Source organism: Paenibacillus agaridevorans (assembly GCF_003112455.1).
GTDB lineage: Bacteria > Bacillota > Bacilli > Paenibacillales > Paenibacillaceae > Pristimantibacillus > Pristimantibacillus agaridevorans.
Genome location: NZ_BDQX01000171.1, coordinates 105,982 through 131,339, shown reverse-complemented (window position 1 = coordinate 131,339; position 25,358 = coordinate 105,982). Strand labels below are relative to the sequence as shown.

Here is a 25,358-nt window from a genome sequence, read left to right as displayed (position 1 = left end):
AAGAAGTAGTTTAACTAGAGCAGGCGTTCGAATAAGAGCGTCTGTTTTTTCATTTAGCAACGTTTATCGAAGCACGACTGATGGGCATCGGAAATGTTATATTCAAATCAAACCATTGTGATAAAGTGGGAGTGATAGACATTGACAGACCCAACAACAACTGTTGCGGCTAGGCGTATTTCTTCCCGGGATTCGCAACATTCAACTATCAATTGATGTTGGATGCGGCTGAGAAGAGCCTGAAGGAATTGGATATTATCAAATAATAGGATCTGCGTTATACGTTGGAATAGGATATGGAGGATGATAGATGGCGAACATCCGTATTAGCAGCCGTTATGCCGGTGGAAATATTCGTCTATTGGATCATATGGGAAAAGAAATCCATCTTGAACAGGAGCTGCGAGATACGGCGCAATGGTGGTTTTATTGGAGCTTTCGCGCTGACTCCAGCCTTGCGGAGACAATCGAATTTGTTTTTCAAAATGGCGAAGTCATTGGGCCGTGGGGACCGGCCGTCAGTCGAGACGGAATTTCGTGGCGTTGGTTAGGACGTGAGGCGGTTATTTCACCCGATCGTTTTCTCTATACGTTCGCGGCAAATGAGACTTGCTATTTTTGTTTCAGCATTCCCTATCAAATGCATCATTTCGAGTCTTTTTATGCAACAATCGATAACCATCCGCTTGTCAAACGAGAGGTTTTAACCTTATCCGATCAGCTGAGGCCGATACCCAAGCTCCTGTTGGGAAACCCGCAAGCTTCCGAGCATCTTTTTTTAACTGCCAGGCATCATGCTTGCGAATCGACATCGTCGTATGTGCTGGAAGGTCTGTTGGAGGCATTGCTCGAACCGTCTTCCTCCCTTATTTTTAACGATTATTGCATACACGTAATTCCAATGGTGGATATTGACGGCGTGGAAAACGGAGACCAGGGCAAAGCCAGGGCGCCCCATGATCACAATCGGGACTATATCGAATCCCCCATCTATCGGGCGAGCGATGCGATTATCCGAGAGATAACTGCTTTAGGGGCCATTAAGGCAGGAATTGATTTTCACTGTCCCTACAAATGGGGGGGAAGAAACGATGTTCCCTTTATCGTCAAGAAAGGGCCGCCTGTCAAACAAGAAATCGAACGTTTTGGCGCTTTGCTGGAGTCGACGACCAGCAGACAGGATTATGACGGTCAAATCACGTACAATTCGGTTCATGATATTGAAATGGGCGAGGACTGGAATCAAGCGCATGGTACGAGCGGCAGCGATTTTTTTGCCAGACAAGGAGCCAAGCTCGCTTTTAGCTTTGAAATCCCTTATTTCGGGTTAGAAGAATCGATGGTTTCACCTGTCAATTGCAAGAAGTTTGGGGCAGCCATTGCAAAATCGCTTGAATTATATTTGTTAAGCTCCGAATAAGGAAGCGACTTTTCGCTTCCTATTTTTCATAGGTGAATTATTTTTATAAATATGTTATACATAAATAACAGGAAACTTTTGGTATAGCATTGGCCACAGAACGGCAAGCCCGGAAAGGAGCGCTGGGGAGTGAATGAATGGTCAGACCGTCGAAACGTAAATAAGGCAATGTTGATGTGTATCGTTTGCCTGCTGCTGTTTCTATCCGGCTGCACCTTGCTTCCGAAGGAGGAGGAGGTGCTGAAGCCGCCTCTCCTTGTACCGAAGCAAGAGAGCTACAATTTGCTTGAGGCTAAGCGCGGAAGCGCTGTCAAGCAAGTAAAGGGAACGGGAACTTTTGAATCGACCAACACCGTCTACCAGGCGTTCGAAGGGGCCGCGGGGAAGATTGCGATGATTTCCGCAAAGGTTGGCGATGAGGTCAGGCGGGGCGACCCGCTCATGGAACTTAACACCGAAGGGCTTGAAATCGTTTTATTGGAGAGAGAGAGGGACTTCGAATTAGCGAAGCTGGCACTGGAGCAATCAAAGGAAACGCGCGATCCGCAGATGATGAAGATTCGGCTGCTGGAGCTCGACATCGCGCGGAAAAAATTGGACGAAGCGCGTAAACAGCAAGAAGGCAAGGCCATGGTGGCGCAAATCGATGGAATCGTTACCTTTATGGAGGAGGTGGAGATTGGCGATACGATCGAATTGGGAAAGGTATACGTTGTGATCGCCGACCCGGCTCAAATACGTCTTGCTTATTCGGGAGCGCCGTCCGCCGAGCTTGAAGAGGTGGAGGTCGGAATGGAGGCTGAAATTGCATACGACGGACAGACGCTCCGCGGGATTGTTACCCAAAGTCCATCTTCGGCTCCCGAGACGGATGATGAACAGCTGGCCGAGAAATACGCCAGAACGATTTACTTTGAGCTGGCAGATACGGGGATTAAACCAGAGCTCCATACAACTGCGGACATCGTCATTATTCTCCTGGAAAAAGAAAATGTGATCCTGATTCCAAGAAGCGCCGTACTTACGCTGATCGGCCGCAATTATGTCAAAATTTTGGATGGCGATAGCGTGAAGGAGATCGATGTCGAGCTAGGTATCAACACCTTGTCCGGCGTTGAGATCATCGAGGGTCTGGAAGAGGGTCAAATGGTTATCCTCCAATAGCATAGGGGGAATTTCGCGGGAAGGAGGATCGAATGATGGCTCTTCTCATGATGATTATGCGCAAGATGGTCAAAAACAAATGGTTGGAGCTCAGCTTGCTGAGTGGACTTATCCTCTCTGTCGCACTCATTAGCAGCATTCCGATTTATACGGAAGCGATCCTGCAGCGGGTTCTCCTGAAGGATCTGGAGAACCTTCAGGCTTCGTCCGGCAGGTATCCGGGGACGGTATATGCCAAGGTTTTTATGGGGTCGACTTCATATTGGGATTCCGGCGATTATGAGCCCGAGCAAAGGCCGCAGGTGCTAAAAGATACAAATGCGTTTATGCAAGAGGATGCGGCTGAGCGCTTTGGACTTCCTGTGAAACATCTAGTGATGGAAGCCGCAACAGAGTTGTATTCCTTTATCCCGACGGATAAAACCAAAGTCGAATCAGAGACGGAGCGTTTAGCCGAAATTGCGGCAAGATCAGATCTTTATGATCATATTACCTTGATTGATGGGCGGCTTCCGGCAAGCGAGCCCGTGGACGGCATCTATGAAGCGTTGGTCGTTCAGCAATCCCTTAAAGCATTGAACATGGTGCTCGGTCATGTTTTCGAGATTGAGAACGGGGATGCAAAGACGAAAATTAAGGTGAAGCCCGTAGGTGTTATCGATAAGCTCGATCATTCCGATCCCTATTGGCACAATCATCTCGACGAATACAGAAAGACGTTTTTTATTGATTATGAACTGTTTAAAGCTCATTTCTCATCGAGCAAGGCGCTTCCCGCCGCTAGCGCAAGCTGGCTGTTCGTGCTTGATTATTCGGGTATGGATTTGAATTCGGTACATCAATATATGCAAACGACCGAACGAATCGATACGCATCTCATGAATCGGTTTAGTACCTATTCTCTTGATTCGCCTGCCGTACAAACGGTAGAGACTTACTTTCAAAGAGAAGCGGATTTGAGGCTGCTGGTTTGGTCCCTGTATGTGCCATTAATCATTCTATTGGCTTTTTATTTATACATGGTTTCGAATCTCATTACCGAGCGGCAGAAAACGGAAATTTCCGTGCTGCGCAGTCGAGGCGCAAGCCGACTCCAGGTTTTAACCGGTTATTTAATAGAAGGGATGCTTCTCGGCGTCATTGCTTATGCGGCAGGCCCCCCGATCGGCATGCTGCTGGCCAAAGCGCTTGGCGCCTCAAGCGGCTTTCTGGCGTTTGTCGATCGTACGGCGCTTCCTGTAAAGGTGACCGATGATTCGTATTTGTATGGTCTATACGCTGTTATCAGCTCCATCCTTATGATGCTTTTTCCGGTTTTTCAGGCGACTCGTTTATCGATTGTGGGCCAAAAGCAGCAGATGGGACGACGTACGAACCGTTTATTCTGGCATCGGTACTTTTTTGACATTATAGCGGTTGCCATAGCCATATATGGACTTTTTGCGTTTAACAGGCAGCGGGAGGATATGCTGCAGTTAGGTGCGGACGTTTCGGCTTTTTCTGTCGATCCGCTGCTATTTCTCGTGCCCGCCCTTTTTATACTTGGTTTTGGTTTGCTGGCGCTGAGGCTGTATCCATTAATCATAAGGTTTATATTCCGGATTGGAAGAGAGGTCTGGCCGCCTTATCTTTATTCTACGCTCATTCAGGTCGGGAGATCCGGCACGCAGTACCAAATGGTCATGATGTTTCTCATCCTAACGATTGCAACGGGATTATTTAGCGCTAGTGCGGCACGGACATTGAATGACAATTTAGAACAAAAAATCAGGTATAAAAACGGAGCGGACATCGTACTGAAATCGCACTGGCTCAGTGAATCCTCTCTGGCTTCTTCCGGCGGAACGCAGCGCATTCAATATGTCGAACCGCCGTATCAAGCGTTCACTGAGCTTCCTGGCGTTAAGTCGGCAGCGAAGGTATTCGTTCAGGACAATGCATACACCTTGGTTGGCAACGAGCGCGGCTTGACTAAGGTGATGGGGATTCATACGGCGGATTTTGGCCGCACCGCATGGATGCGAGACGGCCTGCTGGGCAATCATTTTTATGAATATTTGAATTTAATCGCATTGGATCCGAAGGCGGTTCTGATCTCTCGTTCCATTGCGGACAAGGGGATCCGTCCGGGCGATGTAATTAACGTCGGTTGGAGCGGCGTAGAGCCCAAGACTTTTACGGTATATGGCATTATTGATTATTGGCCGACGTTCAATCCAAATACGATGAGCATGACCGAAGAACAATCGAATGCCGGCCGGCCTTCTTTGGTCGTAGGTCATCTCGAGTATATGCAGAAGGCGATGGCGCTCGAGCCTTATGAAGTGTGGATTAAGCTGGATGAGAATGCGGCCAGACAGCCCTTTTACGATGCGATAGCGGAGAAAAAGCTAAGCTTGGCGTTCATGACGGATACGCGGGAAGAACTGCAACGTATGGGCAACGATCCGTTTCAATTGGCGCTTAACGGAGTGATGACGTTAGGCTTTTTGATCTCGGTCATCATCAGCTTTTTTGGCTTTCTGCTGTACTGGCTGCTGTCGCTTACGGATAGAGTGCTGCAATTCGGGATTTTTCGGGCAATGGGCATGTCCTTTGCGCAAATGATTGGCATGCTGATCACGGAGCAGATTCTGATCTCAGGGGCTGCGGTCCTGATCGGCGGGTTGGTAGGCAGCGTAACGAGCACATGGTTTGTAAGCTTGTTTCAGATTTCCTTTAACCCATCCACACAGGTGCCTCCGTTTCAAGTCATGTTCGATTCAAGCGATACGACGCGGTTGTATTTCGTTGTGATGGTCATGATCGTTATGGGCCTGCTTATTTTGGGCTGGCGGCTGTCGAGGATCAAAATTCATCAGGCGCTCAAGCTGGGGGAGGATTGACACCATGAACAGGTACTTTAAAATTGCGTTTTTCTACATTCTTATTTTGTTATTCCTTCTTTTGCTCCTCTCAGGCTGTACACGGGCTCTTGAACGCAAAGCGGCAGTTCCGGAGCTAATAGAGCCCGTTCGCGTCGAGCTGGATTTGTTCGAGGTCAAACGGGGTACGCTTGCTTTAGAAATGAAAGGGACCGGGATCATCGTTCCTTCCGCAACGGACTATTATTCGTTCGAGATTGATGGGGAGCTGGGGCAATGGTTCGTCCGGCCCGGAGATGTTGTCCATAAAGGCGATGTTCTCGTTCGACTGGATTCCGGCAATTTCGACATGCAGCTCGTGCAGCAGCAGTTGGCGGTCGAAAATAGGCAAAGAGCACTAAATCAAGAGCTAGAAGCAGGATTAGACGAGGTGAATACGGACAATCTTTGGCTGCTTCGAACGAATCTGAGGATCGAGCAAATGAAGCTCGACCTGCTGCTGGACCGTCAAAGCAAGCGGGAATTAAAGGCGTTAACGGATGGGATCGTGACGTTTGCGGACAGTATCAGAGCGGGCGATCCAGTCACGTCCTATCGACCGGTGGCAGGCATTGCCCGGACGGATAAGCTGCAGCTTCGATATATCGGCGACCTGTCGTCCCGCTTATCCCATTTGAAGCTGGGGATGTCGGCAGTGCTTACCGATCCAGATAGCTCTCTAAAAACTAAGGGGGTTGTAGCTTCATTGCCGACGGGATCCGCCAATGCTTCTAACTCGGCACGAGCCGCCATCCTTGAGAGAACGTTACTATTCGATTTCGAAAATGAACCTCCCGACTCTATCCGGCTTGGAGATAACCTCGAATTTGCTTTGGAGCTTGTGCGCAAAGAGAATGCCTTGATCATCCCGCGCGGTGCGCTGCGCAATTATCAAGGCAGAGATTTTGTGCTGGTTGTCGACGGGGAAACAAGTCGCGAATTGGACGTGGAGCGGGGGCTCGTAACGCCGACAGAGGTTGAAATCGTAGCGGGCCTTGCGGAAGGTCAACAGGTCGTTGTCACAAATTGATTGATCGCAAGAGTATTTATATTTGTGAATACATTTTATAAAAACGTCCAAAAAACCAGCTAAAACCCGATGTTATTTTATTAAATTTAAAAATCTATTTACATACATAAAATTTGATTTATAATATGGATGCAGGCACAAAACAATACGGGTATTTCCTGCACTGCGGCGAACGATTGGGATGGCCGCTCAAGCTTATTGTCGCAATGAAGGAAATAGAAGAAGGAGTGATCCAGAAGGCCAGCGTGAACGTCTGATAGAAAAGAAGCCCTATCAATTACAAAATGTATGCGTTTACATATCGGGGTTTCGGCAAGGAAAGGGACAAGTCCACCTCTATCATAAGACGGCCAGTTCCGGCATCAAGCCGAGCGGAAATTCGATGAAAACAGGAGGGATTATGAAATGCGAAAACGACTAATCATTGCCGCCATCACGGTCTGCATGCTTTTGCTGTTAAATACAACGCCTGGGATGGCGCCGTCGGCGATATACGCTTCCGACGAAACATGGACGGAGAACGAGTTGAACGAGCAATTAATAGAACTCAACGCCGTAATTGCTTCGACAAGCCGACCGCAGCTGGTGCCGTTTCTTGAAACCGTGAGGGATGAAGCAACTGCGGTAGTGGGATCCTCGGACATTTCGTTTAAAGAAGGCTTGAAGACGAAGAAGGCAATGAAGTATGCACTTAAGCTGGCGAAGGATGCCACGACGGGCAGCGCTTCCGAATTATGGACGGACACGCCGTTTATCGTGTATGAAGCCGCAGCGCTCAGCCCGGAAAAACGTCTGCCGAACACGCTTCCGACAGACGGAGCCATTACAGATCAGCTAAACGTTATTTCGGCTCAAGACGAATATGAAGCGGCTTCGTTCGTACTCGCTCCGCTTAGCGACGTAGACTCCGTAACGTTTGCAATATCTGATTTGCAAGGAACGGATAGCGTAATTCCTGCCAGCGCCATTGATATGCACGTAATCAAAACATGGTACCAAGGCGGAACGGCTTGGCAGAGCTATTTCTTTGATGGCTCAAAAAATGTCCTTGTGCCCGAGCTGCTGCTGCATGACGAAAACCTGGTGCGCGTGGATCATGAACTGGAGAAAAACTACATTCGCGTTGATTATCCTGAAGGCTCGCAGTATGTAGATGTTTTTACGAAGCCAAATAAAAAATTCGATCATTTGGCCGAACCGGTTGAGGACAGTCCAGTGCTGCTGCCAATCGAGCTGAAGCAAGGCGAGTCGAAGCAGATGTGGATAACAACGAAAGTGGATGCGGGAACCCCGGAGGGCTTCTACACCGGAACGATTGATATTACCGCAGACGGCGTCCCTGCTGGACAAATCACTTTAAAGATCCGGGTGCTGCCGTTTGATCTGCCGGACCCGAAAACGTACTACGATGTGGATAAGGACTTCTATGTCATGTTGTATCACGAGAGTCGCGTGCGGGAGTATATGAAGGAGACGGGCGGAAACGCGGCACTTGTTGACGAGAAGCTGGCGAACGAATATCGGAATATGGCAGAGCACAACGCAGTTAATATTCCGGCGCCGATCTATAACGCATCAGACAGTCAATACTTCTTCCGCCAACTGGAGTTAATGGAGGGGGCCGGACTTGAACTGAATCCGTTGTTTGGCGCGAAACAAACCTTTCCCGAGTATACGATTTTTACCCATTACAGCAACTATCTCAATTGGAAAGCGAAATATGAAGCGGATCCAACGCCGGAGAATCAAGCCAAGATGGATCAATATTACACATTATGGCGCCAAGGGATAGAGGATTTTAAACCAGTCCTCGATGAAGCTTTTGCGACCATTAGCAACTATGTCGGGCATACGAACATTTATTTCGACGGTTGGGACGAGGCGGGCTGGTCGATGCTGCAATTCCAGCAAGAGCTTTGGAGGTATATCCAGGATGAGCTTGGCGGAAAGGTATTCGCCTCAGGACATGGCTCTCACTTGGAGCTGGAAACGAAGGAGCAATTTTTAAACTGGGCAGGAGAGATGACGAGGGAACAGGCCGCAAATTGGCATGCTTTGGGCGAAGATAAATTGATTACCAGCTACGCGTATCCGCATACAGGCCCGGAAAACCCGGATTTGATGCGTCAACGCCACGGCATGTGGCTGTACAAAGCGAATTATGACGCTACTTATAACTATATCTATTACGAGAACTTCCTTAACACCTGGAACGATGATGTGGATGCTACGTACCGCCAGCTCGCCTTGGTTTATCCGACGCAAACCGATATCATTGACACGCTCGCATGGGAAGGATTCCGCGAAGGCATCGACGATATCCGCTATGCGACGAAGCTGCAGCAGGTTGCGCAGGATGCAATCGCCTCCGGTCAGGCAGATCGTGTCGCAGCCGCCAATAAAGCGCTGAATTGGCTGGAAGTCAGCGATGAGCGCTCGATGTCCGCCGATTTGATCAGGCTTGAAATGATCTACCATATCCTTCGCATGCTTGAGCTTGCGGAATAAGGAGGGGGGATATCCATGAGGAGAAAAACGAAAAGAAGCGTTCTGCTGATGTTCGCGCTTGTTCTGCTGCTGAGCCTGCCGCAAGGGATTGTTGCTGCCGGGGAAACCAAAAATGTTTATGAGGTCACCTATTCATCGGAGGATCTATCCACGCCGATGGATTGGTACAACAGCGATTACTTCGACAATCCTTTGTACAAGGAGAACCGATTCGTCCAGTACTGGGTGCAAACGCCAATTGCACCCGGCGGCCCGCGCGATACGGGCTTCTATATGGTTTATACCGAGGAAGGACTAAATATTTTCTTCCAGTCAAACGAGTCGGAGAGAACCGGGGACGGTGCATTAAAGAGCAGCGCGATCGAGCTTTTTATGCAGACCGGTCAAGGAGATCTTCCTTATCATCAGATGATTATCCATATGGATGGCAGCTCTCATGAGTATTACGAATGGCAGACCGAAAATCGTGACAATCGTCCTTTTAAGGATTTCGTTTCCGTGACAAACGAAGAAATTCCTACAGGATGGGGAACCGTGTTGTTTATTCCGTGGGAAGCCGTCTACGATTATGTGCCGCTGGATGGCGAAAAGTGGGAGTTCAGCATGATCCGCTGGTCCCCTTCTAACTCACCGACATGGGGAGGCAACGTGCATCAGCCGGGCAGGTTCCATGAGCTGAAATTCGCGGTACCGACGTCGGAACAACGTACTTTGATCCAGAAAAATATGATTGTAAAGGCGTGGGAGAAGTTCGGCTCGACTGCGGCAGAAGTGACCGCTGTATGGCAAACGAACGGAGATGCGGCTGACCGGCAATTTTTTAATGCGCATGTTCAGCCGCTGATTGCGGCAGGCGAGGCGAATGGAAGTCCCATTCCGAATTTGGACAGCTTGAGCCCTTCGGAGATTGACGAGCTGTGGGATCATGTCGAATCGTTGACGGAGCTCCGGTACGACGTTGAGGATGAACGGAAAGCGTATTTGAAGAAGCTGTTGATGAGCGAAAACGAGGCGCCAACAGTAGAGAATTCGACGCACACCACTTACGTGAATACGCCAGTAAGCGGAATCGTTGCCGGAACGGACGCGGACGGAGATGCTTTAACGTATGCGCTCGGAGCCGCTCCTGCGCAAGGTACGACAACGGTGGACGCGGATGGCAATTGGACGTATACGCCGAATGAGGACTATATAGGCGGCGACCAATTCACGGTCATCGTAACGGATCCATCCGGCGATACGGCGACGTCGACGATTTATCTGATCGTTAAGGCTGCTCCGGTAATAAGCGTTGTCTTGGATAAAACGGAATTGTCGCCGCCTAATCATAAGATGGTGCCGATCGAAGCGACGATTACGCATAGTGACGGTCAATCTGCCATTGCCTCATTCGAGCTAGTCTCGATTACCAGCAACGAGGAGGACAATGGTTCTGGGGACGGGAATACTTCGGATGATATACAGGATGCCGATTTTGGAACGGCCGATACTTCATTTAGCTTGCGGGCTGAGCGATCGGGCAGCGGAAACGGCCGTATTTATACGGTAATCTATTCCGTAGTCGATCATGAGGGGTATACGACTACGGTTTCTGCCGAGGTAAAGGTCCCGAAAGGGAAAGGGAATTCATGAGTATCGCAATTTAGAGTCATCGGCTTTGAGAGGAACTGAATCGTAGTTTATCATAACGGTTGTCGCAGGATCGGCCACGTTTGTGGTCAATCTTGCGACAATTTGGTTTGAGGTATTGTTTTTCTAAAACCTGAAAAAAGATTCACAATGGTGAAAATAATGATTGACTACCTCTAGCTGCAGATATAAAATTTTGGTATATGGAAAAAGGAGGGGGAAGGATGAAAGACAACGCGAAGAAGAAGAAGGTGGCGGCTATCGTTACAGAATACCGCTACAACTCCCATGCGGAGGTCATTTTGGGACGGCTTTTGGGCAGCTTTCAATATGAGCCGCAGATCGAGGTTGTCTCCATCTATACCGATCAAGTTCCGAAGGGGGATATGAGCAGGGAAGAGGCAAAGAAGCATCGTATACCGATTTGCGCTACAATCGGCGAAGCCATTCGTGCCGCCCATTCCGAGGGCCCGGTCGATGGCGTCGTTATTATTGGGGAGCATGGAGACTATCCGTTCAACGAGAAGGGAATGCATATGTACCCGAGGAGGCGTTTTCTGGAGGAAACGATTGCGGCTCTCGATGAGCTCGGACTGGCGGTTCCTATTTTTTCCGATAAACACTTGGCGTACGATTTTAACGATGCTTTATGGATGTACAATGGGATGAAAGTACGGAACATTCCGTTTCTGGGCGGTTCCTCGATTCCGCATGCCGATCCGGTGCCTGCATTCGATCCGGAAAACCTGAAAACATTATCCGAAATATTGATGATTAGTAATGGAGGGCTTGAAGCTTACGGCTTTCACGCCATGGATATTATGCAATCGCTTGCAGAACGAAGAACGGGCGGCGAGACAGGGGTTCGCTCTGTCCAACTGATCGATGGAGTCGGCGGAGAAGTATGGGCGATGATGGATCGGGGGGAATGGCCCGAGGAGCTGCTTTTGCATGCGTTGCAGGCGTATCCCGATTTGCCGAATGTGATTCCAAGAGAAAGCGAGCCGGAGCCGGCCTTATTTATCATCGAATATAAGGATGGGACGAAGGGCTATATTATTCAGTTCAAGAGACTGACGGAGCTGTGGGGTTATGCCTATCGCTATGGGGAGAATCAAGTGGCGGCTGCCGTGTGCGACAGCGATCTCGATCGGCCCTTCAAGCATTTTGAACGGTTAACGCAAATCATCGAAGCATTCATCATGACAGGAGAGCCGCCGTTCCCGATGGAACGAACGCTGCTTTCGACAGGGATGATCTGTCTTGCAATGGAGTCCCTTTATAATAGAAGAAAGATGGATACGCCAGCGCTTGAGATTACATATTCGCCGTTTGAATCGTATTGAAGAAGATCATTTCTGGAGGGAAATTATATGAAGCATCATTTAAATGCGGCTATCCCCGAGCAGTATACATCATTTGTGCAACTGCCCAATAGCGAAGGGCATAATGCAGTCTGGGATTTTGTGCGATCGCCTGACGGGCGGTTTTTTGTAAGCGTATGCGGTGAAAACGAGAAGCCATTAACGGCTTTGCTTTACGAATATTATCCGGAATCGGGAGAGCTGCGGCTCATGTTCGATGTTGCAAAAATATGGGTTGTCGACCATCAGCAAATGCCGCCTAGCAAGATCCATACGAGCATTGACTTTCTGCCCGACGGGAAACTAATCATGGCTACGCACAACACGGCGCCGGCTCCTGGTCATAAACAATGGATGTTCGAGCAGTTTTACGAGCATCCGTGGGAAGGCTACCCGGGTTCGATTCTGATGATCGTCGATCCCGACACGAACGAGGTTGGGGTCAAAGGCATTCCGGTGCCGAGAGAAAGCATTTATGGCGGAATGCTTGGCAACGATGCTCGCTATTATTATTTTTTGGGTTATATGAGAGGACATTTCTACAGGATCGACTTGGAGACGAATGAGGTCACGGATTACGGCAAGGTATCCGAATTTTCCTCCTGCAGGCTGGTGAAGGATGAAAGGGGGCGCTTCTATGGCAGCTCCTATACGGGGGGCATCTGGCGATATGATCCTGAACGGGATGAAATAGAAGATTTAAAAATACAATTCCAATCTCCAAACGGAACGAAGCATCGCAGACAGTTTATATTTGCGCTCCATACCCCGCGCAACACGTTGCTGATGGTCGACAACGTAGACAGCGAAATTATCGAGCTCCATCCGGAGACGCTCGAGGTGACTAGGCACGGTTATATCCATCTGCCCGGCGAAGTACCGAACAATCCTTATGGAATTGGCGGATTTGCCGCTGACGAAAATTTTGTCCTTTACTACGGATTGAAAGCAAATGACGACTATTGTCCGATTCGATTGGTCAGATGGGATCTATTGAACGGAGGCCAGCCTGAAAATTTAGGACTTGTCGTGCCTAATGGGCTGGATTCGCAATATATTTGCGAAATGATTTTTGATGATCGCGGAATTCTTCATATGGTGGATGTATGCGGCCAGTTCTCTCCATATATATTGGCGGTAGACGTAAAGCAGCTTCAGCCGCCAGGAGAGGATGCGCCAGCGGCGGATCTCCACCCTTATTGGGAGCCCGCTTACAACGGCGTAGGCAGCCCGGCATTTATGCATATCGTTGCGGACAGAACCGTAACCTTGCCGCTTCATCAGCATATGGATTGGAAGCATACCGTTGTGAGTCATGTGCGGACAGCGGCCGGGAATGTGTATACCGTTAGCGGCCAAGGATGCATCTATCTAACCGAGTCCGACTATACCGCTCATGCACCGCGGCGAATCGAACGCGTATATGACGGCGGAGCCCCTGTTTCCTGTATCGATCTGGATGATCGATCGGTTGCCGTACTGACTGCGAACGGCTTTATCGTCGAAATCGATCTGGAATCAGGCAATTGCAGGGAAACGTTAGCCGTCCCGCGCGAGCTAGAACTCGTCAAACTGCAAGGCAGGCTAGGAAAAGACAATTTGCTTGCGAGCGATCGGGAAGGCGGCATCCATATTTGCAATTTAGGCGGCGGTATCATACGCAGATTAAACGGTTTACGAGTCGAGACGGAGCTCGCTTGTTTAATTCAACTGGATGACAATCGTCTCTTGCTGTCCGGTCCGAATGACGAGCTGCTGATCTATGCGGTTGCCGAAGAGAGATCCGACAAGCTGAACGTTCGAACTCCTTCGATTCGGGGCAGATCGTTTAAAGCGACCGTGACGGGTGGCGCCGTACTTGCCGATGGTACCGTAGTGGCGGGTACAGAGGATGGCATGTTATTTACATTATCGCCGGATCACGGGGCTTCGACGACCTATGGAAGACTTTATTCCAGCGGGGAGCTTCGCCAGTTCATCAAGGTAAACGATGATGAGGTCATCGGCGTATACGGCGGCGTCAGGGATGCAGGGCATGTCTTTCATTTCTCGAAGGCCGGCGGATTTGTTGATCTGGGAAGGCCAAGGGTTATCAAGGATAATAACGAGGTCGCCGAGCAGGATACGGAATGGGCCGATATTCATTACATTTCTGGCCTGGCTTATTCGAACGAGGACGACTTGCTGTGCGTTGCTTCCGGCGAGAAACAATACGGGTGCGTTGTCCGCTATCAAGGTGTTCAATTCGGTAACGCTTAATGCGAACCCTGCAGTTGCAAGCACATAGAGGTTACTCGGACTGTTTCCCGGAAAATACGATGCTCGCATTTCGTGAAGCGATCAAGGCAGGTGCTGACGGCATCGAGATGGACGTCCACAAGTCTGCCGATGGCGAGTACGTGATGATGCATGATCCTACAGTAGATCGTACGACCAATGGAACAGGGTTTATTGAGCAATTAAGTTATGCCGGATATTTAAATACGCTTGATGCGGGATATCAGAAGGAACCTGCATTCGCAGGCAGGAAAGAGACAAGAATCCCGACGCTGAGACAAGTGCTGGATGAATTTCAGCAATGCGGGGTTGTTCTAATCTTGCATGTCAAACAATTGCCGGCATCGGATTGCTTGGCACTGTTACGGCAAATCGAAAACCGGAGCATGCTTGATCAGGTTGTGTTTTTCGGAAGGCCTGCTGTGATCAATCAAGTGAAGCAGACTCAACCCTTGGCATTTACGCAAAATGACGGAGCTCCGGGACCTGACGGTTATGGGCCGATCCTGCGCAATGCGGTCGAATACGGACATCCGGCGGTTAGCGTCAGTGCCGAGGCTGTGACACAAGAGATGGTCAACGAAATAAGAGATAGCGGCAAACTGGTTCATTGCTCTTTTTTATCAGAGGATTATGAAAGAAATATGAAGCGATTGCTTGGCCTCGGGGTTGATTTTATCTTAGGTAATGATATCGGACGAATGGCGAAGGCAGTCGATTTTGAAAAAAGAGGGTGATTTCAATGAACGGTTACCGCGCAGTGGAGGAAAATTACGATGTCGTTGTTTGCGGAGGCGGGCTGGCTGGATTCAGCGCCGCCGTCGCTGCGGCAAGGCAAGGAGCAACCGTATGCCTCGTACAGGACCGGCCCGTGTTCGGAGGCAACAGTTCGTCGGAAATTCGCGTCCCCCCTCAAGGGGCGGCCAGCTTTCATGCCTATGCGAGAGAGACGGGCGTCATCTCGGAGCTGCTGATCGAGGAGCGGGCGCACAATCACGAGAATCCGACCTTTGATAACGGCTATATCAACAGTGTGTGGGATTTAATCATGTACGATATGGCGGTTAAGACGCCAGGCCTTACGTTCCATCTAAACTCCAGCGTTACGCAGGTGCGGATGCGGGATGATCGGACAGTGGAAGCCGTCATCGCGCGCGTCAACCATGCCGAAACCGAGTTGACGCTTCGAGCGAACACGTTCATCGATTGTACAGGGGATGGCATAGTGGCATCGCTTGCCGGCTGCGAGTGGCGGTTTGGAACAGAGAGCCGTGATGAATTCGGCGAACCGCATGCTCCCGAACAAGCGAGCGATGCGGTTATGGGCAACTCGATTCATTTCAAGGCGAAGGACATGGGCTACCCTGTGCCCTTCTCGGCGCCGGATTGGGCAGTGCGTTATGATGATCCCGATTTCTTTTACAAACAAGGGAGATGGCCATCCGACCAGCGAAGCGGCTTCTGGTGGATCGAATTATCCGTGCCTTGGCATACGATTTATGACAATGAGACACTGCGGCACGAGTTGACCCGGCATGTTCTTGGCATTTGGGATTGGATCAAAAATCGGGATCCGCGACTGAAGGACGAAGCACAGAACTATGCGCTTGATTGGGTCGGCCAGGTGCCGGGCAAACGCGAGAGCCGTCGAATTATCGGCGAATATTTGATGACCGAACATGATCCGCTGCAAAAAACGGTATTTCCTGACGAAGTCGCCTATGGCGGGTGGTTTATCGATCTGCATGAGCCGGGAGGCCTGCTTGCGGAATTTAGCGAAAAGGCTGCCGTCGAGTCGCAGACGGGCGGGAATTATATGGCCAAAAGCTATGTTGGTCCTTACGGCATCCCTCTTCGCATTTTGATTGCCAAGGACATGAACAATCTGATGATGGCCGGCCGCAATGTCAGTGTTACGCATGCTGCGCTTGGGACGGTCCGCGTGATGGGAACGACCGCGATCATGGGGCAAGCTGCGGGGACGGCTGCCGCTGTCGCTGTCCGCAAAGGGATTGCTGTACGCGATGTGCCGGAGCAGGCGATTCACGAGGTGCAGCAAGCGCTGCTTCGGGCAGGCTGCTTTCTTCCGAATGTCCAAACGGCGGATGAGCATGACTTGGCGCGGCAGGCGGTTATTAAGGCGAGCAGCGAAGCTAAACTCTCAGGCTGCGGTCCGGCGCCGAATGACGCAAGCGCGGGACTTGCTTCAAGAGATGTATTGGAGCGAAGACGCGGACAATGGATGGCTGTCGGATCGGATCGAATCGAACGGATATCGGTATGGCTCGACAATCTGTCGGATACGACCAGTCAATCCGTCGAGGCCCGCTTGTACGCGGTCGAGCATCTGTGGGATTATCGGGTTGATCCCGGGGCGCCGCTTGCCACCGCCGTATTGACCGTTCAACCTGGAGTGGAAGGATGGGTCGAGTGGGCGGTAGGTCTTGACTCGTCTGCGCTGCGAGGCGGGTATGCGAGGCTGGATTTAATGGAAAATCCGCTCGTTCGCTGGCCCTCGGCGGCAACGATCGAGCCGGGACATGTCAGCGCGTATGAGCTTGGAAACGGAATAATGAGAAGGTACGGCTCGGGGGCGATGATGAGCTTTAAGATGGATCCGCCGCAGGCATGTTATGGGGCGGAGCATGTGCTAAGCGGTGTAACCCGTCCCTACCGCAGCACCAATCTATGGCGCTCCGATCCTGCTTTGCCGCTGCCGCAGCAGTTGGAGCTTGTCTGGGAGCAGCCGATCGTGCTTGGCCGCATCGAGCTGACATTTCCCGGTCATCTCATTCGCGATTATCGGCAATATCCGGGTCTGTATCGGGATCCTCAGTGTCCGAAGGACCTGATTGCGGAGGCGCTTGTCGAAGGGGCGTGGACGGAGGTCGGAGCCATGCGCGGCAATTACCAGCGCCAGCACGCGCTTGTGCTTGAGAAGCCTGTCCGGACAGAGCGGCTGCGACTGAGCGTTCTGTCTACTAACGGAGATCCGTCTGCGGCAATTTATGAGGTTCGTTGTTATGCAGGTTTGGTCGATTACTAGCGAAAGCGGTGAGTACTCTATGACAACATTGCAAAATAAAGTCGTGCTGATAACCGGGAGCTTGGGCGCATTGGGGCGATCGGCAATATCGATGTTTCTGGAGCGGGGGGCAGTTTTGTTCTGCTGTGATCGAACGCCAATTACCCAGTTTCCCGAGATGGAGCGGATTCGCGATGAATATGGCGTTCAACGAATCGTATTTCACCAGGCGGATGCTAGCTCGGAGGATCAGATGATCGGTATGTTCGCCGAGCTTGAGCGGTGTTTCGGCAGGCTGGATGGCATTTATCATAATGTATATACGAGTGTATGGAAGCGCGCGACCGAGTTGTCGCTGCAGGAATGGGAGGACACGATAAGAGGAACCATGACAAGTACGTTCCTGGTAAGCAAGTACGGGCTGCCGTTAATGATAAGGTCCGGCGGCGGCTCGATCGTCAACACCTCTTCCATTTTGGGACAAATTCCGTCGCCGGAATGCTCCCCTTACGGAACGGCCAAGGCGGGCCTCAATCATTTCACTCGCGTGCTGGCACAAGATTATGCGCGTGACGGCATTAGGGCCAACGTGCTTGTTCCCGGCGACTTCAGTTCGGACGAAGGGCTGGCCAGACAATCGGAGAAGGAGAAGGAGGCGATTGTCCGCAATGTCTGGCTCGGCCGAAGCGCCAGAGCGGACGAGGTAAACGAGGTTGCCGCCTTCCTGCTGTCTGACGCCGCCTCTTACGTAACAGGCTCTCTGTATGCGGTAGACGGGGGGTTCCATCAATGAAACGAGTATCGTTTAGCGATTATACGCGCGAAGAAATCACAACGATGGCGCGGCAAGGTTATGCGGTCGTCATCCCTCTTGCCGCTACGGAGCAGCATGGTCCGCATCTCCCGGTATTTACGGACAGCATAATTGGCGATTATATCGCGGTAAAAGCGGCGGAGCAAGCATTAAACGCCGTACCGCTTCTTCTGGCTCCGCTACTTCCGATCGGCTGCTCCCAGCATCATCTGGCATTTGGCGGCACTCTGTCTTTTACATCAACGACGTATATGCATGTCCTGCGTGATATTGGGGAAAGTCTTGTAAAAGACGGCTTCAGCAAAATTATATTTCTAAACGGGCATGGAGGAAACGAGCCGATTATGCATCAAACCGCCAATGATCTTGCCGTGCAATATCCCATCTGGACAGCTTCGGCTTCCTATTGGAGCGTGGCGCGTGAAGCGCTTCAGGCTGTAAATGCAAGCGAAGTCGGCATGGTGCCCGGTCATGCCGGAGGGTTCGAGACTTCGGCTGTGATGGCAATCAGACCGGACTTGGTGCGCACGGATTGCATCGCATCAGAGCATATTGGCCGGCCATGGATCAACTCAGGTCCCCCTGGCGCGTTTATAGGCAGACATCAAGAGCTGACAGGCGTTGATGGTTATACCGATGCAGCCGTACACGCAACCGAAGAAAAGGGGAGGATTTACCTCGATGCCATTATTGACAGCGTTTCGTTATGGTTGATTCGCACGATTAAATCTATGGAATGATAATGACCGTCGCGGCTCCCTTTGGAGTTTCGACGGTCATAGGACGGAAGTGATTACGAATTCGGGGAACGGGATTACATCTTCTCATAAGGTTTGAGCTTGGCTATCACATCAATCTCGACAAGCAGATCAAAATTCAAGTCGCAATAGACGAGCGTGCGCGCAGGATAGGGTCGTGAAAATAGAAGCGAGTATATTTGATTAAATTGTTCGTAATGCTGGCGATTAGTCAAGAATATATTGACCTTCACCACATCCTTCAGCGTTAAACCACGCTGCCCAAGAATGATCTCGATATTTTTTACCGTATTGATGGTTTGGCTTTCAAGGTCGCCGATTTTGATTTCGCCTGTTAACGGGTCGTTTCCGCCTTGTCCGGATACAAATAGATGAGAATCCGACTCGGAGAATGGCGAAAAGGGGATCTCTTCCGTTCCATAGCTTTGTCTCTTTATGTTCAATGTTATGTTCCTCTCTGCCGTTCGCCAGTCTTTACAGTCAGGGTGAGGCTGAAGAGTTAAGCTCTGTCAGCCTCACAGGCATCTCCGTCATCGTTTACCAGGCTAGTCTTCCGCGGGTTTCAATTGCTTTTGTATTATAGGCCTCGATCTTAGGTATCAATTCACTCAAATTGCCGCCATTTAACAGCATGGTGGAGATTTCGTTATTGATTCCGGCCAGCGAGCCGAGATCTACCGTATTCGGATCGCTGGAGAAGCAGCACATATCCGCGGACAGTTTAATCGCTTCAACATTTTTGCCCTGCCAGATTGGCACTTCATCATAATAATTATCGAGTGCGGGGTCTTTTACGAAAGCGGCGGAACCCGTTTCGATAAATTTTTTCTGGGCTTCAATATCAAACAAGAAGCTGATAAACAGGAAAGCTTCCTCGATATGCTCGGAGTTTGATGGAATCGAGATCGAACCGGATTGATGAACGGTAGCTTGCTTCACCGTACCTTTCGGCATTGGAAGCACATCCCATTCGAAGGAAGCTTGCTTCAAACCTTCCAGCTCCCAATCCGCGCCGACAAAAAACAGAATATTGCCGTTCAAGAACGCTTCTGCCGGATTTGCTGATATGCCAAGCGAAGCCATTTCTTCGGCATTTGGCTGGATATGCCACTTGGTTGTCAGCTCTTGAATCCATTGCAGGTCCGCCATCACGCCCGGCGTATGAGCCACGCTCTGAGTAGAATCTTCATTCATATAACGCCAGCCGGCGGCATTGCCGTTAGCCATCGCCCTGAATTCGGCCAATTGCTGAAGTCCATGCCCGCCCCAGTCGCCATTGGCGGAATTCGTAGCTTGTTTAGCCACTTCGAGAAATTCGTCATAAGTCCAGTCATTGCTTGGCATCGTAATGCCGTATTTCGTCATCAGCTCTTTGTTAACAACAATCCACATCGGAATATCGGAATAAGGCATGGCATACTGCTTGCCGCCGGTTTCGAATGATTTCAGCAAATTGTCTACTGTCTTTGCGCTTTGAATGCGTTGATCCTTCTCTACAAATGGTTTCATATCGACCAGCAGATCGCCGGCCATCCATTCGGACAAACCGTTGTCGACAAGGATAAGATCAACCTTCTCGCCAGCTATAACGTTTTTGATAATATAGCCGTTGATCTTGTTTGTCGTTTCAATCGTGATCCATGGATACATTTCCTCGAACTTTTCAATGACAGGCCCGAAGGTGCCGATATTCCAGCCCATCATCGTTAAGGTTACGGGATCCTTTGGCGTCTCTGGCGTTGGCGTTGTTGTTTGCTCGGTTGATTGTGCAGTTTGCGTTGCGGTCGCGGTTGGAGCAGGATTGTTGCTTCCGTTTTTTGAGCAAGCTGCTAAAATTGGAAGTATGAGGATGATTAATGATAGTCCAAGCAGGGTGTTTCTGTTGCGCAACTGCTTCCAAAATGCTTTCATTGACATCGCCTCCATTTTTTTATTGCCAAACTGACACTGCTGCCGCTTCTAGAAGTAGCTTGCAGTCTCCCCCCTTTTTACCACAATAGAATTTATAAGTTTTCCGAGATATCGGAAGTACAAATTCTATTTGGCGATAAAACCTTCCTCTGAACGCGGTCGCCCATCTTCGAATGACTTCGATAGAGGTTTTCTCATGATAACGCTTACGTCTCCCGATTAAGAAAAGTTTGGAAGCCGTTTATGTTTTGATTTTAACATGAACCTATTTCATGTCAAGGAATTTTATTCATAAACGTAATTGTTGATTGGATCGAGTGCACCGATGATCAAACAAAGAGCAAAATTATTGTTTACGAGATGAAAGCCATTTGTTATTATTGATTTATGTATTTGAAAAAGTTTCATAAATTAGAAATTGGGGGGTGACCTAGTATGGGGAGCGTAACCTTTAATCATGTTTACAAATACTACAAGGGGGAGCCGGAACCATCGGTCAACGATTTTCATTTGGAGGTGGCTGACGGAGAGTTCCTGGTCATGGTCGGTCCTTCTGGCTGCGGCAAGTCTACCACTCTGCGAATGCTTGCCGGCTTGGAGGAGGTTTCCCAGGGCGATATCTATATAGATGATAAATATATGAATTATGTTTCTCCCAAAAATCGAGATATTGCCATGGTGTTTCAGAACTATGCCCTTTATCCAAACTTGTCCGTGTACGAGAATATGGCGCTTGGCTTGCAGCTTCATAAAGTGGCGAAGAGCGATATTGATCTGCGTGTAAATCGGGCAGCCAAGATGCTGGAAATTTCGCACTTTCTAACAAAGAAACCAAGCCAATTATCCGGTGGCCAGAAGCAACGCGTTGCACTGGGACGCGCTCTTGTTCGCGAACCTCAAGTCTTTCTAATGGATGAGCCTTTGTCGAATCTGGATGCCAAGTTGCGGACACAGACACGGATGGAAATAAGCAAGCTGCACAATCAATTAAAAACGACGATGGTATACGTTACGCATGACCAGACGGAAGCGATGACCATGGGAACCCGAATCGTCGTGATGAAGGATGGAAAGATCCAACAGGTTGCCGCCCCGCAGACGCTGTATGACTATCCGAATAACTTATTTGTTGCCGGGTTTATTGGAACGCCGCAGATGAATTTTATGAATGGATCGATCGTGTCCATCGATGATGAGTATTATTTCGATTCCAAGCGGGTTAGATTAAAAATTCCACCATTTTATTACCCTCATATTCGGTCGGCAAAGGCAAACCTGCGCCAGATTGTGATGGGAATTCGACCGGAATACATTTTATGCGAAGATTGGGCGCTAGAAAGCTATTCGGATTGGAAAGTGTCCGCAGTTGTCGATATGCGCGAGCCAATGGGTTCTAATACGTTCTTATATACATCGTTCGGAAAGGATACGTTGATTGTTCGCACGGAAGCGCATACAGCCGTTCAAGCGGGAGATGCAATTACCATTGTGCTGCGTATGGACAAAGCTCATTTCTTTGATCAGGAAAGCGGAGTGTCGCTCACGGCGAAGGGGGAATATGCATGAGGGTCCGGGGTTTGCCGCGCAGGATCGTCATGATCGCAGTTATCGCTCTATGTATTCTATTATTCATCGCATGGCGTGCGTTGGAGGGGAAGCCGGAAGTATATCCCGTGCTTTCGGAGGAAGAGATTCAATTGACGAGTAAAGGAGCGGTGCAAGGCGATCAGGGGCTGGTACCTTATGTCCAACAATTGCTCAGCGACACCTATAAGTCGCAGCAGCCGTCTAACCATGCAAGTATAACCGTGCTGGCGACCGAATTCAGCTCATCATCGGAGGAGGCAAAGCTTTCGCGGCGCAGGGACGACGAGAAGCTCGCGAACGTAATCGATTGGCGTAATGGGAAAGGCTGGATCGAATGGATCGTGGATGTCCCTCAGGACGGTTTATATAATCTTGTCATTGATTATGCGCCGACCGACGAAAGTTTCGCGCGGATCATTCGCGGGATCCAGATAGACGGTACATATCCATTTCTTGAAGCAAAGAGTATCGGATTGTCCCGCTACTGGAAGGATGGACAGTTTCCCTATGAACGAAACTCGATCGGCAATGAAATTCGCCCGGTATCCGAGGAGCTGATGGGCTGGAACGCCGGGAAAGCAACGGACTATTCGGTATCCTCTGAACCGCTGCGTTTTGCGCTGACCAAAGGAGAGCATACGATTCGCATGGTCGGTGTAGCCGGAACGGTGTCCTTGTATTCGCTTACATTAACAACGCCGGAAGAAATACCTTCCTATGAGTCGTATATCAGCGAAGGACCTCCCCTAACAGAATCCGATAAGTGGTTTCAGATGTTCGAAGCGGAGCGATTTAATCGGAAATCGGCGGTAAACGTCCGAACACTAAGCGTTTCGCAATCCTTTACTTCACCGGATCCAAAAGGAAAGCTTATTTATAACGGAGTTGGCGGAGAGACCTGGAAAACGGCAGGCGACGAACTGGAATGGGAAATATCGGTGCCCGAATCGGGTCATTATGCAATCGATCTGAAGTATTTTCAAGGTTATGTCGGGGACGCCGTCGTGTACCGAACGATTATGATCGACGGGAAGGTGCCTTTCCAGGAATTGCTGCACTACCCGTTCCGTCCAAATCGAGCCTACGAGATTAAATCGCTTGCGGACGAAAACGAAGAACCTTATTTATTCTACTTAACGGAAGGAAAACATCGTTTGTCGATGATTGCGGATAACTCTCCCATCTATCCGGTCGTGGCAGCGCTTGGCGAGATTAATGCAAGTCTGACTGCGATAGAGCGAGATATACGTCTGATCTCGGGAAATTACGGATTCGGGGCGGATCAGAATCTCGATACGGCACGGGTCTGGGAAGTAACGAGGTATGATCCGGAGATGGAATCGAAGCTGCGGTCGGTGCAGCAAGATATAGGCCGCGTTCGAGACTATTTGCTAGGTTTAAACCAGGCGGCAACCGATCCGTCGTCAGCGCTTGATGCGGCGGTTAATCGAATTGAAAAGCTTGTTGAAGACGTTGACAATATACCAAATCAAATCGCTGCATTTGCAGAAATAAAAACGAGCATAAACACCTGGATCACAACGATCGAAAATCAGTCGCTCAGGTTGGATTATATCGTCGTGCGCAATCCTCGGACAGACCCGAAATTAAAGGTGCCGAATACATGGGACAATATCAAATATACGGCCTCCAATTTCATGCGGACGTTTGTTCAGCAGTATGACACAAATGAGGTCAATGATGAGGATGCGCTAACGATTTGGGTCATGCGCGGAAGGGATTACGTGGATTTGCTGGAGGTTATGATTGAGCGCGAGTTTACTCCAAATACCGGCATTGAGGTTAATGTTAATCTGATCCCGAATCAGAACGTGCTCATGATGAGCACTGCGGCAGGCGATCAGCCGGATTTGGCATTGGGCATAGCGATGGAAACGCCTGTAGAATTCGCCATGCGCGGAGCGGCAGAAGACTTGTCGAAGTATCCGGGCTTCGACGACGTCAACAATCGATTTAATTCCGGACTTATGCGCTCGTATCAATATGATGGAGGCGTATACGGCTTGCCGGAAACGCAGATGTACAACATGCTGTTTTATCGAATCGATATTTTTGAGCAGCTGAAACTTGAGCCGCCGAATACGTGGGAAGACGTCGAGGCGATATTGCCGACGCTTCAGGAGAACGGCATGAACTTTATGTACCCCAAAATCACTTTGATGCAAGACAATGTTCTTACTTCCAAGCCGGATTTTGTCATGCCGTATTATCAGCAAGGAACCGAGTTTTTTACGGCGGACGGCATGCAGCCGCAGTTAACGAGCGAGGAAGGCCTGGCTGCTTTCAAGCAATGGACGGCGTGGTTTAGCAAATATAATCTCCCGAAGGATGTACCTGTATTTTTTAACCACTTCCGTGATGGTGACATACCGGTCGGTGTAGGCGATCTTACGATGTATGTTCAGTTGATGACTGCGGCACCGGAGTTAACCGGCCGTTGGGGCATGCTGCCTTTGCCAGGCGTGCGGCAGGACGACGGAACGGTAGAGCGTTGGGCGTCCCAGTTAACGACCTCGGCGTTTATGATGGAGGCCAGCGACAAAAAAGAAGAGGCCTGGAAGTTTCTGGAGTGGTGGACTTCTGACGAAGCCCAAGTCCAATACGGATTGGATATCGAGTCGTTTGCCGGCATCGCCTATCGGTGGAACACGGCCAACTCGAACGCGCTTCAAAATTTGTTATGGACGGAAGAAGAGCTAAACAGGTTGAATGAGCAAAACCGGTGGGTTAAAAATCTTCCGTACGTCCCGGGTTATTACTTCTTGGCAAGAGCGATGGATTTTGCATGGAACGATACGATCGTTAGCGGCGATCCGCCAAGAGAGGCGCTGGAGAGAGCTCAGCTTTCCCTGCTGCGAGAGATGGAGAGGAAACAAAAAGAATTCGGGATGCTTGACTACGATTTGCACATTACGCCATATGACGAGCCATATAGAAGGGAGTAAGC

Annotated in this window: 16 protein-coding genes; 14 read left to right on the top strand and 2 right to left on the bottom strand. The window is 49.9% G+C overall.

The annotated features are described in order from the left end of the window. Positions 1-310: 310 nt before the first annotated feature. From PAT3040_RS15640 to PAT3040_RS15585, 12 genes are all read left to right on the top strand, one after another. Positions 311-1,420, top strand: coding sequence for a M14 family zinc carboxypeptidase (locus PAT3040_RS15640; RefSeq protein WP_108993483.1), 1,110 nt, complete (start codon positions 311-313; stop codon positions 1,418-1,420). 129 nt (positions 1,421-1,549) lie between these two features. Continuing rightward, positions 1,550-2,584, top strand: coding sequence for an efflux RND transporter periplasmic adaptor subunit (locus PAT3040_RS15635; RefSeq protein WP_108993482.1), 1,035 nt, complete (start codon positions 1,550-1,552; stop codon positions 2,582-2,584). A gap of 32 nt (positions 2,585-2,616) precedes the next feature. Further along, the gene (locus PAT3040_RS15630; protein WP_258234991.1) at positions 2,617-5,469 is read left to right on the top strand and encodes an ABC transporter permease; all 2,853 of its coding nucleotides are present in this window, start codon (positions 2,617-2,619) and stop codon (positions 5,467-5,469) included. Between the two features lie 4 nt (positions 5,470-5,473). Then, positions 5,474-6,517 carry an efflux RND transporter periplasmic adaptor subunit gene (locus PAT3040_RS15625; protein ID WP_108993480.1) on the top strand — a complete coding sequence of 348 codons (1,044 nt, stop codon included), beginning with the start codon at positions 5,474-5,476 and terminating at the stop codon, positions 6,515-6,517. 405 nt (positions 6,518-6,922) lie between these two features. After that, positions 6,923-9,025 (top strand): hypothetical protein, encoded by a 2,103-nt coding sequence (locus PAT3040_RS15620; RefSeq protein ID WP_108993479.1) that lies wholly within the window; start codon positions 6,923-6,925, stop codon positions 9,023-9,025. A 15-nt stretch (positions 9,026-9,040) separates the two neighbouring features. Next, positions 9,041-10,657, top strand: coding sequence for an Ig-like domain-containing protein (locus PAT3040_RS15615; RefSeq protein ID WP_108993478.1), 1,617 nt, complete (start codon positions 9,041-9,043; stop codon positions 10,655-10,657). 221 nt (positions 10,658-10,878) lie between these two features. Then, positions 10,879-12,000: a hypothetical protein gene (locus tag PAT3040_RS15610; RefSeq protein ID WP_258234990.1), complete on the top strand. Its 1,122-nt coding sequence runs from the start codon at positions 10,879-10,881 to the stop codon at positions 11,998-12,000. A 27-nt stretch (positions 12,001-12,027) separates the two neighbouring features. Continuing rightward, on the top strand, positions 12,028-14,277 hold the full coding sequence (locus tag PAT3040_RS15605) for a hypothetical protein (protein WP_108993476.1): 2,250 nt from the start codon (positions 12,028-12,030) through the stop codon (positions 14,275-14,277). After that, positions 14,277-15,032 (top strand): glycerophosphodiester phosphodiesterase, encoded by a 756-nt coding sequence (locus PAT3040_RS15600; protein WP_108993475.1) that lies wholly within the window; start codon positions 14,277-14,279, stop codon positions 15,030-15,032. Before PAT3040_RS15605 ends, PAT3040_RS15600 begins: the two co-directional genes overlap by 1 nt. A 5-nt stretch (positions 15,033-15,037) precedes the next feature. After that, positions 15,038-17,341 (top strand): FAD-dependent oxidoreductase, encoded by a 2,304-nt coding sequence (locus tag PAT3040_RS15595; protein WP_108993474.1) that lies wholly within the window; start codon positions 15,038-15,040, stop codon positions 17,339-17,341. A 19-nt stretch (positions 17,342-17,360) separates the two neighbouring features. Next, complete coding sequence (locus PAT3040_RS15590; RefSeq protein ID WP_179215605.1) at positions 17,361-18,113, top strand: SDR family NAD(P)-dependent oxidoreductase; 753 nt, start codon at positions 17,361-17,363, stop codon at positions 18,111-18,113. Beyond that, on the top strand, positions 18,110-18,874 hold the full coding sequence (locus tag PAT3040_RS15585) for a creatininase family protein (protein WP_108993472.1): 765 nt from the start codon (positions 18,110-18,112) through the stop codon (positions 18,872-18,874). Before PAT3040_RS15590 ends, PAT3040_RS15585 begins: the two co-directional genes overlap by 4 nt. A 74-nt stretch (positions 18,875-18,948) precedes the next feature. Here the strand turns inward: PAT3040_RS15585 and PAT3040_RS15580 are convergent, their stop codons facing one another. Both PAT3040_RS15580 and PAT3040_RS15575 read right to left on the bottom strand, forming a co-directional pair. Beyond that, entirely contained in the window at positions 18,949-19,335 is a 387-nt protein-coding gene (locus PAT3040_RS15580; protein ID WP_108993471.1) for a RidA family protein, read from the bottom strand. 94 nt (positions 19,336-19,429) lie between these two features. Further along, on the bottom strand, positions 19,430-20,803 hold the full coding sequence (locus PAT3040_RS15575; protein ID WP_181376642.1) for an ABC transporter substrate-binding protein: 1,374 nt from the start codon (positions 20,801-20,803) through the stop codon (positions 19,430-19,432). A 435-nt stretch (positions 20,804-21,238) separates the two neighbouring features. On the opposite strand from PAT3040_RS15575, the gene PAT3040_RS15570 reads away from it, so the two are divergent. Together PAT3040_RS15570 and PAT3040_RS15565 are read left to right on the top strand one after the other, a co-directional pair. Next, on the top strand, positions 21,239-22,369 hold the full coding sequence (locus PAT3040_RS15570) for an ABC transporter ATP-binding protein (protein WP_108993469.1): 1,131 nt from the start codon (positions 21,239-21,241) through the stop codon (positions 22,367-22,369). Then, entirely contained in the window at positions 22,366-25,356 is a 2,991-nt protein-coding gene (locus PAT3040_RS15565; protein WP_108993468.1) for an extracellular solute-binding protein, read from the top strand. The genes PAT3040_RS15570 and PAT3040_RS15565 overlap by 4 nt, the downstream gene beginning before the upstream one ends. Positions 25,357-25,358: the final 2 nt, after the last annotated feature.

What these genes read in the sequence shown, in the direction of transcription:
- PAT3040_RS15640 (WP_108993483.1), top strand. Translation starts at nt 311, where the DNA reads ATGGCGAACATCCGTATTAGCAGCCGTTATGCCGGTGGAAATATTCGT.
- PAT3040_RS15630 (WP_258234991.1), top strand. Translation starts at nt 2,617, where the DNA reads ATGATGGCTCTTCTCATGATGATTATGCGCAAGATGGTCAAAAACAAA.
- PAT3040_RS15625 (WP_108993480.1), top strand. Translation starts at nt 5,474, where the DNA reads ATGAACAGGTACTTTAAAATTGCGTTTTTCTACATTCTTATTTTGTTA.
- PAT3040_RS15620 (WP_108993479.1), top strand. Translation starts at nt 6,923, where the DNA reads ATGCGAAAACGACTAATCATTGCCGCCATCACGGTCTGCATGCTTTTG.
- PAT3040_RS15615 (WP_108993478.1), top strand. Translation starts at nt 9,041, where the DNA reads ATGAGGAGAAAAACGAAAAGAAGCGTTCTGCTGATGTTCGCGCTTGTT.
- PAT3040_RS15610 (WP_258234990.1), top strand. Translation starts at nt 10,879, where the DNA reads ATGAAAGACAACGCGAAGAAGAAGAAGGTGGCGGCTATCGTTACAGAA.
- PAT3040_RS15605 (WP_108993476.1), top strand. Translation starts at nt 12,028, where the DNA reads ATGAAGCATCATTTAAATGCGGCTATCCCCGAGCAGTATACATCATTT.
- PAT3040_RS15600 (WP_108993475.1), top strand. Translation starts at nt 14,277, where the DNA reads ATGCGAACCCTGCAGTTGCAAGCACATAGAGGTTACTCGGACTGTTTC.
- PAT3040_RS15595 (WP_108993474.1), top strand. Translation starts at nt 15,038, where the DNA reads ATGAACGGTTACCGCGCAGTGGAGGAAAATTACGATGTCGTTGTTTGC.
- PAT3040_RS15590 (WP_179215605.1), top strand. Translation starts at nt 17,361, where the DNA reads ATGACAACATTGCAAAATAAAGTCGTGCTGATAACCGGGAGCTTGGGC.
- PAT3040_RS15585 (WP_108993472.1), top strand. Translation starts at nt 18,110, where the DNA reads ATGAAACGAGTATCGTTTAGCGATTATACGCGCGAAGAAATCACAACG.
- PAT3040_RS15575 (WP_181376642.1), bottom strand. Translation starts at nt 20,803, where the DNA reads ATGAAAGCATTTTGGAAGCAGTTGCGCAACAGAAACACCCTGCTTGGA.
- PAT3040_RS15570 (WP_108993469.1), top strand. Translation starts at nt 21,239, where the DNA reads ATGGGGAGCGTAACCTTTAATCATGTTTACAAATACTACAAGGGGGAG.
- PAT3040_RS15565 (WP_108993468.1), top strand. Translation starts at nt 22,366, where the DNA reads ATGAGGGTCCGGGGTTTGCCGCGCAGGATCGTCATGATCGCAGTTATC.